At 65.0% G+C, this 13,176-nt stretch carries 10 protein-coding genes; 4 read left to right on the top strand and 6 right to left on the bottom strand.

Going from position 1 to position 13,176, the window contains the following annotated elements:
- Window positions 1–485: 485 nt before the first annotated feature.
- Window positions 486–1,994 (bottom strand): FAD-binding oxidoreductase, encoded by a 1,509-nt coding sequence (locus tag J2851_RS23760; RefSeq protein ID WP_209769363.1) that lies wholly within the window; start codon window positions 1,992–1,994, stop codon window positions 486–488.
- A 479-nt stretch (window positions 1,995–2,473) separates the two neighbouring features.
- On the opposite strand from J2851_RS23760, the gene J2851_RS23755 reads away from it, so the two are divergent.
- Entirely contained in the window at window positions 2,474–2,875 is a 402-nt protein-coding gene (locus J2851_RS23755) for a hypothetical protein (protein ID WP_209769362.1), read from the top strand.
- A gap of 476 nt (window positions 2,876–3,351) precedes the next feature.
- The gene (gene asnB, locus J2851_RS23750; RefSeq protein ID WP_209769360.1) at window positions 3,352–5,289 is read left to right on the top strand and encodes an asparagine synthase (glutamine-hydrolyzing); all 1,938 of its coding nucleotides are present in this window, start codon (window positions 3,352–3,354) and stop codon (window positions 5,287–5,289) included.
- Between the two features lie 186 nt (window positions 5,290–5,475).
- On the opposite strand, the gene J2851_RS23745 is transcribed toward asnB, so the two are convergent.
- On the bottom strand, window positions 5,476–6,060 hold the full coding sequence (locus J2851_RS23745) for a DUF6655 family protein (protein WP_209769358.1): 585 nt from the start codon (window positions 6,058–6,060) through the stop codon (window positions 5,476–5,478).
- Window positions 6,061–6,295: 235 nt separating this feature from the next.
- On the opposite strand from J2851_RS23745, the gene J2851_RS23740 reads away from it, so the two are divergent.
- Window positions 6,296–7,336, top strand: a complete 1,041-nt coding sequence (locus J2851_RS23740) for a zinc-dependent alcohol dehydrogenase family protein (protein ID WP_209769356.1) — start codon at window positions 6,296–6,298, stop codon at window positions 7,334–7,336.
- 105 nt (window positions 7,337–7,441) lie between these two features.
- On the top strand, window positions 7,442–7,639 hold the full coding sequence (locus J2851_RS23735) for a hypothetical protein (protein WP_209769354.1): 198 nt from the start codon (window positions 7,442–7,444) through the stop codon (window positions 7,637–7,639).
- Here J2851_RS23735 and J2851_RS23730 read toward each other — a convergent pair.
- The 4 genes from J2851_RS23730 to J2851_RS23715 all read right to left on the bottom strand — a co-directional run bounded on the left by J2851_RS23730 (window position 7,634) and on the right by J2851_RS23715 (window position 12,761).
- Entirely contained in the window at window positions 7,634–8,755 is a 1,122-nt protein-coding gene (locus J2851_RS23730) for an MvdC/MvdD family ATP grasp protein (RefSeq protein ID WP_209769352.1), read from the bottom strand. The two genes, J2851_RS23735 and J2851_RS23730, sit on opposite strands and share 6 nt — an antisense overlap.
- A gap of 221 nt (window positions 8,756–8,976) precedes the next feature.
- Window positions 8,977–9,183: a hypothetical protein gene (locus tag J2851_RS23725; RefSeq protein WP_209769350.1), complete on the bottom strand. Its 207-nt coding sequence runs from the start codon at window positions 9,181–9,183 to the stop codon at window positions 8,977–8,979.
- A 342-nt stretch (window positions 9,184–9,525) separates the two neighbouring features.
- Window positions 9,526–11,646, bottom strand: a complete 2,121-nt coding sequence (locus J2851_RS23720) for a peptidase domain-containing ABC transporter (RefSeq protein WP_209769348.1) — start codon at window positions 11,644–11,646, stop codon at window positions 9,526–9,528.
- The gene (locus tag J2851_RS23715; protein ID WP_209769346.1) at window positions 11,646–12,761 is read right to left on the bottom strand and encodes a beta-barrel domain-containing protein; all 1,116 of its coding nucleotides are present in this window, start codon (window positions 12,759–12,761) and stop codon (window positions 11,646–11,648) included. The genes J2851_RS23720 and J2851_RS23715 overlap by 1 nt, the downstream gene beginning before the upstream one ends.
- Window positions 12,762–13,176: the final 415 nt, after the last annotated feature.

Here is a 13,176-nt window from a genome sequence, read left to right as displayed (position 1 = left end):
AGAATGGAATTTGTAAGTGGGTGAGAAAAAGTGCAAAATACTTTGCATCGTGTCGGCATTTCACCAATCACGAGAAAATATTCTAGAGCAATTAAAGCACAGCGATAACTGCGTTTTGGATGCAGTTCCGTCGCCTGTGTCTCAAATACTTTGCCGCGCACACGCGGGCGCGCCGGGCTGGGGAGAAATGCGCGCCCACAGGCGCCGCCTTGCTCAGCAGAAGCGGTCGTGCGGGGACGTCAGCCGAGGCGCCTGACGCCGTGGCTGGACACTCTTCGGGCGCTGGTGTGGTCGGATGATTGACGGCGGAGGCGGCGCAGCCGGCAGGGCGCGTCGGGCCGCCACGCGAGGGGCCGGAACCGAACGGAGGGGGAGCCGCCGCAAGCGCATCGTCGTCAAGACGTTGCGCTCGCATGGTCGCGCTCGCAGGGCCGGCGGGCACAGCAGCAGAGCGGCTCCTGTGCCCGGATCGCTTCCCGGTTTGCTTACAGGGGCTTGATGCCCTGCCGGTAGGTGAACAGGTCGGTCTTGTCGTAGGCGGTCTTCACCCGCCGCAGCTTGGCGTAGTTGCCGCCGTAATAGGCGGTGGACCAGTCCTTCAGGGAGGGGTCGGGGAAGTTCTGGAAAGCGCCCACCGCCTTGGTGGCCTTGTTGACGTCGGCGTAGAACCGTTCCTGCCACGCCAGGTTCTCGTCCACCAGCGTCCTGGGATCCTTGCGATCCCACCAGTTCACTTCGGACGAGAACAGCCAGTCGTAGCCGCGGTGGACGTAGGCGGTGGCGTCGGCCGGTGTGGCGTTCACCTGCCCGCCCACCTGGAAGAACTTGAAGGCATTGGCCATGCTGGTGCCCGGCATGCGGCGGGCAAGCCGGACCATGTTGGCGACGGCGTCCGGCGTGATGGCCGCCGCCTTCATATAGGAGGACTTCTCCTGATAGAAGTACGGGTAGGTGAACTCGCTCAGCAGATCCTGCGCCGGCCAGTACGGCATGTCCGGGCTGATCGTCTTCTTCGACGCCTTCTCCAGCACGGGACCGATGATGGCCTCCACCGTGGTGCTGCATTTGTGCAGCTGTCCAAGGAGGGAGATGGTGAGGGTCTGGCCGACGCTGCCGCGCGGCGGCTTGGTGACGCTGATCTTGCTGCCGAATTCCGGCGGCGCCTCGGCAAGGCGTGTCAGCAGGGTGTACAGCACCTCGTCCACGTCCGTGGTCCAGGTGATGTCGAAGAATGTGACCGTCTCCACCGGGAAGGTGCGCAGGGTGAAGGACGTGTTGATGCCGAAATTCCCGCCGGCGCCGCCGCGGCAGGCCCAGAACAGGTCGCGGTCGGCGCCGCCGTCCTGGATGTCGGCGTGCAGCGCGCCGTCCGCCGTGACGATGCTCGTGGCCTGCAGCAAGTCCGATCCCATGCCGTACATGCGCATGTTGAAGCCGATGCCGCCGCCCAGCAGGAAGCCCGCCGCGCCCACCGTGGTGCAGCGCCCGTGGGTGATGGTCCGGTTCAGCCGTTCCAGCGCCTGATAGACCATGCCGTTGAGGGCGCCACCGCCGACCTTCACCAGCCCGTCCCCGCCGGGCAGGGCGGCGATGCTGCTCATGGGCGTCATGTCGATCAGCAGGCCGGGGGTGGTGGAAAAGCCGGCGTAGTTGTGCCCGCCGCTGCGCACGGCGAAGCGGGCGCCGTGCTTCCTCACCCAGGCGACGCAGGCCTGCACGTCCTGATCGCTGGCGCAGCGCGCGATCGCGGTGGGCAGCGTACGGAAACGCAGGTTGTTCGGCCGGGCGTAATCGCCGAAGAACGGGTCGTCGGGCAGCACGACGCCGCCCTGCACCGCCTTGGCCAAATCCTTCAGCGCCGAAGCTTCGACGCGATGGCCGGTGGCCTCGGCAGCGGCGGGGAACGGCACGACGCTGGCGAGCGCCGAGGCGGCGGCAAACCGGCCGGCACCGACCAGGAACGTGCGGCGGCTGGGCTGAACGGGCTTGAGCATGTCTTCTCCCTACGGGTATATCCTTTAGATATATAACTGTTTAGGAGAATGTGGAAGACGCATGCTCGTGGCTGGGGATTTCGTTCGAGAAACAACGACCATTGCAGGCAGCCCGTCTTGTGGTTGAAGTTTCAGATATCGTGAGTGAACCAACCGTCAGAACCAAGTGTATGTCTAGTATTTCCCGGAACATGAGGACTGTTTAAATTCGTTGCATCATACTATGCGCCGTCATATCAAGCATAAAGGCGCATTAAGACCAGATAACATGACAAAATTTCCGATATCTTTGGCATATTCTGGAACCATACAATAATGCGGATTGACTTTTCATTAAGAGACCATGTATCTTTGGTGATGAGACGGCTTGTAAAACCGCTGTTCATTGCATACTATTGTATTATTGTATTTTGAATAAGCTTGCAGACGGACGCAGATGACTCTATAATTCTGAGCCAAAACAAATTAGGAAGCTTAAGATGCCCTATACGATCCAAGCCACGAACGCCGTAATGGCGATTTCCGAGCGTGAATACGGCACTGCCCAACGGATCCAGTTTACGCAGTTCACCTCCTGCATCGGCGTTCTCGGCGTCGTCAACGGCGAGGCCCGTGGGGTGCACCTGTCCATTTCCGATCAGAACCAAGACCTGTTCGATGCCCAGGCGGTTGAGCAGGTCGTCGCCCTGTTCCCAGGGGCGGAGCAAATAAAGATCATTGGGCAGATCGCCCTCTGGACCAATCCGGACAACAGAGTCTCTGCCGCCTACGACCAGATGGTTCAGGAGCTGAACGTCGCACAGGACCAAATTTATCCAATGAGCGATGGTGTCTACGGAGCAGAGATCAGCGAAGGTGAATTGCAACTAACCTTCGGTTGACGCAACGTCGTCGTCGACGCAGCGGCCGGAGGCAGCGCGTTGTTGCATGCCTTCGGCCGCGGCCTCGTCACGATGTCGACGCCGCCCCAGCCGCCCGTGACCCGGCTCTCCGTCCCGCCGGGCAGACCGAAACCGACCCCGATTCGCTTCATGCCTGCCCGGTTCTTTGTCCCAGGCGCTCAGCCTGTCCTCTACGCTTGAAGGTTCCTCTTCTGCTGAATGCTCTTTGCATCCCAGCGTGACCGGACCCGCCGGCGGATCAACACCAATGGCGGGAGATTACCCCGAGCGCGACGGCCCTTCAGATATGGCCGCAAAGGAGAACAAAACTCTTCGACTTCGGTGTCAGTGCTTCCGCACGTATCGGGAGGTTCTTGAGGCTATGGTTGAATGGCAGAAAAAGGCCGTAACGACGGTCAGCGGTTTCCTGCTCCGGCCTGTTCCGGACGGTTCCGCCCATTCGGGAGGATCACGGTATGTGCGGAATTGCAGGCATTGTCGCCCGGAACGGTAAGCTCGACCTGAGGACGCGCATCCGCGCCATGACCGACGCGGTCCGCCATCGCGGCCCCGACGGAGAAGGCCACCACGTCGACGGCCGGGTGGCGCTCGGCCACCGCCGGCTGGCCATCCTCGACCTGTCCGCGGCCGGCCATCAGCCGATGGCGTCTGCCGACGGATGCCGCCTGATCACCTTCAACGGCGAGATCTACAACTTCCTCGAGCTGCGCGCCGAACTGGAGGCGCTTGGCCACCGCTTCCGCTCCCGCACGGACACCGAGGTGCTGCTCGCGGCCTATGCGGAGTGGGGAACCGAATGCCTGTCGCGGCTCAACGGCATGTGGTCCTTCGCCATTCATGACCGCCAGCGCGACATCGTGTTCGCGGCCCGTGACCGTTTCGGCGAGAAGCCCTTCTATTACGTGCGGACCGAGGACGCTTTCGCCTTCGGCTCGGAGATCCGCCAGTTGCTGCCGTTCCTCGGCGCGGTCCGGGCCAACGCGCCCATCGTTTCGGAGTTCCTGTTGACCGGTACGCTGGTGCAGTCGGCGGACACCTTCTTCGACGGCGTGCACAGCCTGCTGCCGGCGCATTGCCTGACCTATGACCTGAAGACCGACGCCCTGTCGATGCGCTGCTACTACGACCTTGCGCAGCGCGTGGCCGGGTCGACGGACGACGAGTCGGTCGAGGGCTTCCGCCGGCTGTTCGAGGAAGCGGTCCGGCTGCGCCTGCGGTCCGATGTCCGCGTCGGCACCTGCCTGAGCGGCGGGCTAGACAGTTCCAGCGTGTCGCTGCTGGCCGCGCGGATGCACCACGCGGCCAGCGCGTCGCCATTCGGCGCGATCACCGCCATCAGCGAGGATGAATCCAACAGCGAAGAGACGTACGCCGCGGAGGTGGTGCGGGCCGGCGGGCTCGATTGGGTCAAGACGAAGCCGACCTACGAGGATCTCACGGAACTGCTGCCCCTCGTCGTCCGCCACCAGGAGGAGCCGTTTCCGTCGCCGTCCATCTGCATGCAGGCGGCGGTCATGCAGGCGGCGCGGCGCGCGGGCATGGTGGTGCTGCTGGATGGGCAGGGGGCGGACGAGAGCCTGCTCGGCTACCACCGCTACTACGCGGCCTGCGCCATGGCGCTGTGGCAGCGGCAAGGCATGCTCCAGACGCTTGCCTGGATGAAGCAGGTGACCCGCAACAACGCGCGCGTCGGGCCGCTTCACCTGGCGGGGCTCGTGGCGCGCGACCTCATGCCGTTGGCGCGCTACGGCCAGTACCTGCTGCGCGCCCGCCATCTGACCGCTCGCCCGGCGATGCCCGACTGGATGCGGCGGCTGGCACGGGGCTGTTTCGACCTGCGCGCGCTGCAGGTGCTGGAAGTCACCCAGACGGGGCTGCCGGCGCTGCTGCGCTATGAGGACAAGAACGCGATGGCGTTCGGCATCGAGACCCGCTTGCCGTTTCTCGATCACCGGCTGGTCGAGCGCGGCATCGCGCTCGACCCCGGGCTCAAGATGAGGAACGGCTGGACCAAGTGGGTGCTGCGCAAGGCCATGGACGACGTCTTGCCCGCCGACATCGCCTGGCGGCGCAACAAGATCGCCTTCGCGGCGCCGGAATCCCTCTGGCTGTCGCGGCACGCCGAGGTGATGGCCGGCACGGTGCTGCGCTCGCCGCTGCTGGCGCGCTTCTGCAGCCGCAGGAGCTTGGCGGACCGGTACGGCCGCCTCGACCGTCGCAGCCAATGGCGCCTCTACAGCCTGGCGCTTTGGGAGGAGGAATTCGGCGTCGAGTGCGACGAGGTCGCGGAGCCGCGCCTGCGCCACGCGCTGGCTTGTTCAGCGGCCTTGGGTCTTGCTCCGGATGTGCTCCCGGCTGCGGCATGGACGGCGACCACCGTTCTGCAGCTTTAAAGTTCCCCGTCATCGGGTCCGTCCTTCATCCTGGGCGAACCCGACTGTTCGGGAAACGGGAACCCCTCCGTCCCCGCGGTACGGACCACGGAGCAGGGGCGGCCCGCCGGGACGGTTCATGTTCTCGTCCGCTTTGTTCCCCCCGGCCGGTGCGGCCGGAACAGCAGCGCCAGCAGAGCGCTGGGTTTACTTCGGATCTTCCGCGTATTGCGGGGACGTGCGCCAGGAGAACAGGGACATCGCCCGGTAGCTCTGCTCCCCGGACAGCCCATAGGCCGGTTCGGACGCCGCGACCATCTCGCCGGACTTGCGGTCGTAGGCGAAGGCGGAGAATTTCGCCACCGCCTGGTTCTCGGTCGAACTGTAGACCGAGGCCTCCGGCAGCGTGATCGTGCCGGGAAGGGTGATGGAGGGAATCCCGAGCACCGTCTTGCTCTGGTCCACCGACAGCGCGCCAAGCCTGATCTCGATGATCGTGTCGGCGTCGCCCTTGTCGTCGGTCAGGCGGACTCCCTGGCGGAGGAGCGACTCCTTGATGGCGCTCGCCGCGTATTTCGCGTCGGTGCCCTCGAAGTTGCTGGAGTCGACGAAGGCCTTCCGCTGGTTGGGAAGGTCGAGTTTCAGGCGGTTGGCCGCGCTGTCGGCCGCGCTCGCGATGAGAAGTTGTTCCGTAGCAGTGCGGGATGGAAGGCTCTCCTTCACATCGGTGCACGCAGTCGCCAGCGCCATGAGGGCAATGAGCGCGGCAATGCTGTGTGTGCTCCGGGGCATGACATCCTCGTGATGCTCGTTACCTGTCCTCCATCTGCTGTGCGCAGATGCCGCTTCGGGGCTTGTCCCCGGCGGTTTCCTTTCGACAAGAGGCCCGGAAACCTGTGATCCAGCAAGAGGCAGATTTGAGACACGGCGCCTCGGTGGCGGAATCATGCGGTTGGGATCGCGGGGCCGCCGCCCATATCTTGCTGGCCACGGGTTGCGGGGCGAAGGTCCGAACGGAGGGGCAACGATGCGTGTCATGGAAATCCGCGACGACTGGTCGGTTGACCACATCGTCGAAGCGCAGCGTCCGGAGCCCGCGCCGGGACCGACGCAGATTCTGCTCCGCATGAAGGCGGCGACGCTGAACTACCGCGACCACGTCCTGGTCCGGCGCGGCTATGGCGGCCGCAGCGGGGAACTGCCGCTGGTCCCGGTGTCCGACGGGGTCGGGGAGGTGGTGGCGGTCGGCGCCGCGGTGACACGCTTCAAGGTCGGCGACCGCGCCTGCCCGACCTTCTTCCAGGACTGGGTCAGCGGGCCGTTCCGGGACGGCTGGTGGCGGTCGCAGCTCGGCGGCCCGCGCGACGGCGTGATGCAGGAGTTCATGGCGGTGGAGCAGGACGCCGCGGTGCGCGTGCCCGGCTTCCTGACCGACCTGGAAGCGGCGGCGCTGCCCTGCGCGGGGGTGACGGCCTGGAGCGCCGTGGTCGCGCAGAACCCGGTGAAGGCCGGCGACGTGGTGGTGGTGCAGGGAACCGGCGGAGTCTCGCTGTTCGCCCTGCAATTCGCCAAGATGCAGGGGGCGCGGGTGATCGCCCTGTCCTCCAGTGACGCCAAGCTGGAACGGGCCAGGACGCTCGGCGCCGATCATCTCGTCAACTACCGGGCGGAGCCGGAGTGGGGGCGGACGGTCCGCCGGCTGACCGACGGCGTCGGTGCGGACCATGTGGTGGAGGTGGGTGGCGCCGGCACGCTGGCGCAGTCCGTGCGCGCCGTGCGCGGCGGCGGCACCATCAGCCTGATCGGCGTCCTTGGCGGTGCGGCGGCCGAGTTCGGCCTGGGGCATGTGGTGACGCAGAACATCCGCCTTCAGGGCGTGACCGTGGGCAGCCGCGACCTGTTCGAAGACATGCTGCGGGCGATCGACCTGCACAGGATGCGCCCGGTCGTGGACGAAAAGCTCTACCCGTTCCAGGAGGTTGCGGAAGCCATCCGCCGCCTGCCGCAGGGTGGGCATGTCGGCAAGGTCGGGGTGACGTTCGACACGACCGATCCCGCACCCCGATGACAGCCCGGCGGCGCTTCGGATTTTGCAACAACAGAATTGACGCGCGTCAATGTGCTCCACCCCACAACGGCGCACCATGCCGGGGTCGAACCGATGGAGCGCGCTATGCCCGATGTGTTTGGTCCTGAAATGGTGGCGGTCGTGGGCATCCTGCTGTCCGCCTCTATGGCCGTGATCCTCCTGACGCTGAGCATGCGGGTGTTCCTGCCGTTGCGCGCCAGCGCCGCCGCGCATCGACCGTCCATTCACCGGCCGTCCATTCACCGGCCGTCCATTCGGCAGGTGTGCTCGCACGGGTCATAGCTCACTGACCGCCCGCAGCGCGTCATAGCGAACATGGTGCGCGTCGTCGTCGGCGCGGGCACGTTCCCACGTTCCCGACTTGAGAAACTCGTCAAAGGAAATGCGGTCGCTGCCGACCAATCGGGAGGAGCGGTCCAGCCGACGCTCGATGAGCAGAGACGCGAAGGCACGCAGCATCGGACAACCCGGCTCGTCCTGCTCGACCCACAGGAACTGGCCCATCTCGTTGACTTCGAGGAAGACGTGTTCGCCCTGCGGCGTGACGATCATGTCGATGCAGCCGAACGCGAGGCCAAGCTTGCGCATCAGCATGATGCAGCGTTCCTCGACGTGCGGCGGCAGCGCGTGCAGACGCGGCGGCAAGGGGGCGCGCAGATCGGCGCGCCAATCCATGCGCGTGATGTCACGGGATTGGGAGTCGAGCCGGACCGTGTAGCATCGCTCGTCCATACAGGTCACGCGCAGCTCATACGCCTTCTCGATCTTGCGCTGGTAGATCGCGGGACACCGCGACAGCGCCTCGTCGTCGATGAGATCCTCATCGCGCAGCGCCGTGGTGAAGAGCACGTGACTGGCCCCACCCGGTCCCGCCCAATAGGTCTGGACGTTGAGCTTGAAGATGACGCCATGGGGGCGGTGCTCGGCGTAGAACCGGCGGATCTCCTCGGGATCGTTGCTCAGCAGGGTCTCCGGTATGGCCAGGCCGCAGGCCCGCGCCGCGATGAGCTGCGGCATCTTCAAACGCGCCTGCTCGCGGGCATCCAGGTCGTTCACCCAACAGGCGTCGGGGGCCAGACACCGCCGGAGCGAGCGGACGTGATGGTCGCATTCGCGGGCGGCCACGGTCCAATCCGCATCGGCCATGCCGGGAGGCCGCATCGCCTCGCCGCTGCGCCGGTACCAGACCGTGTCGTAGCGTCCCGTCGCGCCATGGACGGTTCCGCTGCGGAAGCTCGCCGTCGCGGGAGAAGCGGCGGACACGTGGACCGAGGCGCGCAACCGCCCCGGCATGTCCGGCGTGTACAGAACGTGATGGTCGACACCGACCTGATCGAGCGCCCATCGCACGGCGTGAATGTGAATGTCTTGCGGGAAGCCGAGGATGAGGACGGCCATTGCGTCTGCTCCAATAATGGGTGCATGTCGATGGGTTGGTGGGCGCAACCGTCAAAAAATTCGCATGACCGGATCAAAGCAGTCGGCGGTGGGAAGGTCATAGCCACCCACCGCCGACCTTGGCCTTATTGAACGCGTTCCGGTCGAATGCTTTGATCACAATTGGCCAAACTCGGCCTGAGTGCGCCGTTTATGATCAAGGTGACTTCGTGGAGATGGCGTCAATCGTCGCAGTCGGGTACGCAGCACGTCCCGGCCGAGCAGGTGCCGCCCGCCGCACGCATGCCGCCGGCGACAACGTCGATCTCTTCCGCGGTGAGCGGCCGGGCAAGCTGACGCGCCAGGATTCGCGTCTGGACCGGTCCGGACTCGCGTGAGGACGCATCATTCTCGCAGGGCTCCGCCGTGAGGTGATCTTTATGAAGCATGGCATTTCTCCTCTCAATGGTCTTTGATGTCGGTTGTGGATATTTGCGCTACTCGGTCGTAGTGGGGCGTTTCTTTCCGGAAGCACCCAGGAATTATGCCTCCTAGGCCGCCTGCCGAGTGTGATCCAGACCACAAGCAAGCCGTTTCTTGGTAAAGCTGGCGGCTATGGCGGACAGATGTTGTGGGAATGCTGTGCTCCGTCCCGCAAAGTCTTGATCGGGAAGCGTTCTGGATGGCCGGCGCTGCGATCGCAGCCGGTTCTTTGTCGACGGAGCGGATTCGTCCGGTGATGATTTCACGCCGGCTGGCGGGGCCAGCGCTCGCGCTGGTGGCCGCGGCCTTCACGGCCTCTGTGCGACCCGCCGTCCGACGACGAAGATGCGGTCGGCCGCGCGCATCGTTTCCGGCCGGTGGGCGATGCTGATCCGGGTGATCGCAAGCCGCCGCAGGTTCTCGTTGATCCGGCGCTCCACATCGACGTCAAGATGCGCTGTGCCTTCGTCCAGGACCAGGATGCGCGGCCGCCGGTAAAGCGCGCGGGCCAAAAGAATCCGCTGTTTCTGGCCGCCGGAAAGGGCGCCGCCCATGTCGCCGATCAGGCTGTTGTAGGTCATCGGCATGGCCATGATCTCGTCGTGGATGCAGGCAATCCGGCAGCACTCCATGATCCACTCCATGTCGAAGGACTGGTCGAAGAAGCAGATGTTGTCGACGATGGAGCCCGAGAGGAATTGATCCTCCTGCATGACCGCGCCGACCTGCCGGCGGAAGGTCTGCAACCCGACCGTCGACAGGGGCAGCCCGTCGACCAGGACCTCGCCGCCGCTCGGCTCCAGCAGGCCCAGCATCACCTTCACCAGGGTCGTCTTTCCTCCGCCGGAGGCGCCGGAGATCGTGACGAACTCGCCCGGGTCGATCTTCAGGTTCACGCTCTCCAGCACGAACGGTTCGCTGTCCGCGTAGCGGAAGGAAACGTCGCGCAGTTCCATGGCGCCCTGGATGTCGTGGGTGAAGGAGGATGGGTCGTCATGGCCGCGTTCGGGCGGGGCGAGGGCGATGTCGGCCAGACGCTCCAGATGCAGGTCCAGCAGCCGGAACTCCAGCGCCTTCTCAACCAGCTGGCCGGCCTTCTCGGTGAAATGCCGTTTGTAGCTGATGAACGCGAACATCATCCCGACGGTCAGGGCGCCGTCGAGCGCGAGCCGGGCGCCGAGATAGATGGTGACGATATTCTCGACGGCGAAGATGGCGTCGTTCAGCGTCTTGTAGGTGATCGTCAGCCGCCCCACCCGCACGTTCGCGTCGACCACGTCGGAAAAGCGGTTGACCCATTGTCCTTCGCATTCGAACTCCCGTCCGAACAGTTTCAGGCATTGGATCGCCCGGATCGTCTCGATGAAGGTGGAGCTTTCCAGCGCCTTCACCCGGATGGCCTCCTCGGTGCGGTACCGGAAGCTGCGGTAGAGGGCGATCCGCGCGGCCGCGTAGAGCGCCGCTGCCGCGGTGACGACGCCCGCCAAGGGGGCGCTGTAGACGAAGATCATGATCAGCGTCGCCACCGCCATGATGCCGTCGAGCAGCGCCGTGATCAGCCCTTCCGCGAACTGATGGCGGATCGGTTCGGTGGAGGCGAAGCGGGACAGGGTGTCGCCGATGTGGCGCTTTTCGAAATAGGCCAGCGGAAGGCGGAGCAGATGCCGGAACAGCCCGGACACCATGCGGAAATTCATGGTGTTCTGCAGGATGAGCGCGATGTACGAGCGCAGGGCGGTCGATACGACCGAGATCGCCGCCAGCCCGCCGAAGCCCACGGCGAGGACGATGAGCAGGTCCGCATCACCCTTCACGACCGCCTCGTCCACGGCGATCTGCAGGTAGAAAGGGCTTGCGATGACCAGGACTTCGAGCAGAAGCGACAGCGCGAAGATCTGGCCCAAGGCATGGATCGCCCCGTCGGTGCGCCCCCAGAGTGCGGAAAGCGGCAGGCGGATCCTCTCGTCGCGTCGGACGAAGCCGTCCGTCGGCGCCAGTTCGAGCGCGATCCCGGTGAGGTGCATCGACGCCTCGGCCATCGTGAACCGCCGTTTCCCGGCGGCGGGGTCGTGCACTTCGATGCCTTTCGCGGATACCTTGCTGAGGACGACGAAATGGTCCATGTCCCAATGGATGATCGCCGGCAGGCGCAAGTCCGGGAGATTGTCCATGTCGAAGCGCAGCGCCCGGCAGGCCAGCTTCAATTGCCCGGCGGTCTGCATCAACGCCTTCAAGGTCGTGCCCTTCAGCGAGACGGAATGGCGTCGGCGCAGGACATTCAGGTCGACGCGGTTTCCGTGGAACGACGCGACCATGGCCAGACAGGCGAGCCCGCATTCCGTGGTCTCGGTTTGAAGGATCATCGGCAGCCGCCGCCGGCCCCCGATGTTCAGGAGGTCGACGTTCAGGAGGTCATGGATCGTCGTCATCACAGGCGCATCCCGAGCAGAGGATTGAGGAGCCACACCAGCAGCGGGCGCCGGTCCAGAAGGATGTCCGCGTGGAGCAGCATGTCCGCCTGCAGCGGGAGACGCTGGCCGAACGCCGCGATCTCCTGCTGTTCCAGCGCGACGGTGACCTTGTAGGCGGGATCGCCCAGCGCCACCGGCGCGGACAGGTCGGCGCTGGTCAGGATGGTGTGGGCGACCTGGATGATCCGCCCGCGGTGGGTGCCGAAGCGCTGGAACGGATAGGCGTCGTAGAGGATGCGCACCTCCTGGCCGAGCCGGACGAAGCCGACGGCTTTGGTGGGCACGAACAGTTCGGCCTGGAAGACGCTGTCCACGGGCAGGATGGACATCAGCATCCGTTGGGAGTCCGCCGTCCGCCCCACCAGGGCCTGCAGCGTGGCGACCCGGCCGCCCACCGGCGCATGCACCACATAGGCGCGGCGCCCGTTGATTTCGGTGATGCGCTGCTCGACCTCCGACAGCTGGGCGCGCAACGCCTCGATTTTCTCGGCCCTGGTCGTCGGCAGCTGATCGAGGTTGAACCCCGCCGATGTCCGATCGGCCTGGAGCGTCGTCGTCCGCTGCTGGAGCGTGCCGAGGCCCTGCTTCTGTTCGAGCATCTGGTCGTAGCGCCGCTTGTATTCGACGTCCGACAGGTAGCCCTTGGCGCGCAAGCCCTGGCCCGCGGCGATCAGTTCGGTCAGATTCGCGATGCGCTCCCGCTGGATGACGATCTGCGATCCGATCTGGGCGATCTCGGCGTCGATGCCGGCGATCTGCGCGCGAAGGCGTTGCCCTTCGGACTGGAAATGCCGTTCCTGAAGAGTCAGCTGCTCGTCGATCCTGGCCTTCTGGCCTTCCAAAATCCGAAGCATGGTCGCATCGACGTTCTCGCCCTCGGCCGTGGTCTGCTCGATGGCGACGGTGACGAGCGGCTGGCCGGCTTCGATGCGCTGCCCCTCCTTCACGTGAATGGCCCTGATGATGCCCGGCCGCGGCGCGACGATCTTCACCACCCCGGCCGTCGGCGCCAGATACCCGGTCACCGTTTCCTTCCGGGCGTAGTCGGCGACGCTCAGGAACGCAGCGATCATGGCCGCTGTCGCCACCAGCCCCCAGCACAGAATCTTGGAGGACAACGGCTGGAGGAGGGAAACCCGACCCCATTGCCGGTCCTGAAGCGATCGCCGCACCTCCGGCCGGAACAAGGATTGCTCTCCGCTCATGCCCGGATCCTCGCGGTAGGCGCACCAACGCGCCAAGCCGGACAGTGGGCGACGGGTGGGGAGAAAGCTGTAAGCTGGCTCACACCATCAGCAGGTTGCCCCGATGGGTTGGCCATGCCGCAAAAAAGTCACGCGTTTATAGCAATAAATTGTAATCATGTCCTGTTGCATCCCGGTCATCATGGCGATGATTGTTTGGCGTGTGCTGGGGCATGTGGATTATTTCGCAACGGCAACAAATCGGGCGACGGTTGCCTTAACTCGGATGCTGTGAAGACTGCCG

The sequence above is a fragment of the Azospirillum rugosum genome (genome assembly GCF_017876155.1).
Classification (GTDB): Bacteria; Pseudomonadota; Alphaproteobacteria; order Azospirillales; family Azospirillaceae; genus Azospirillum; species Azospirillum rugosum.
The sequence above is the reverse complement of the archived record's forward strand: the minus strand, read 5'-3'. Positions and strand labels throughout refer to the sequence as shown.

Excerpts from the sequence above, each read along its gene's own strand:
- asnB (WP_209769360.1), top strand. The coding sequence starts at position 3,352 with ATGTGCGGAATTGCAGGCATTGTCGCCCGGAACGGTAAGCTCGACCTG.
- J2851_RS23725 (WP_209769350.1), bottom strand. The coding sequence starts at position 9,183 with ATGCTTCATAAAGATCACCTCACGGCGGAGCCCTGCGAGAATGATGCG.
- J2851_RS23720 (WP_209769348.1), bottom strand. The coding sequence starts at position 11,646 with ATGACGACGATCCATGACCTCCTGAACGTCGACCTCCTGAACATCGGG.
- J2851_RS23730 (WP_209769352.1), bottom strand. The coding sequence starts at position 8,755 with ATGGCCGTCCTCATCCTCGGCTTCCCGCAAGACATTCACATTCACGCC.
- J2851_RS23715 (WP_209769346.1), bottom strand. The coding sequence starts at position 12,761 with ATGATCGCTGCGTTCCTGAGCGTCGCCGACTACGCCCGGAAGGAAACG.
- J2851_RS23760 (WP_209769363.1), bottom strand. The coding sequence starts at position 1,994 with ATGCTCAAGCCCGTTCAGCCCAGCCGCCGCACGTTCCTGGTCGGTGCC.
- J2851_RS23735 (WP_209769354.1), top strand. The coding sequence starts at position 7,442 with ATGCCCGATGTGTTTGGTCCTGAAATGGTGGCGGTCGTGGGCATCCTG.
- J2851_RS23745 (WP_209769358.1), bottom strand. The coding sequence starts at position 6,060 with ATGCCCCGGAGCACACACAGCATTGCCGCGCTCATTGCCCTCATGGCG.
- J2851_RS23755 (WP_209769362.1), top strand. The coding sequence starts at position 2,474 with ATGCCCTATACGATCCAAGCCACGAACGCCGTAATGGCGATTTCCGAG.
- J2851_RS23740 (WP_209769356.1), top strand. The coding sequence starts at position 6,296 with ATGCGTGTCATGGAAATCCGCGACGACTGGTCGGTTGACCACATCGTC.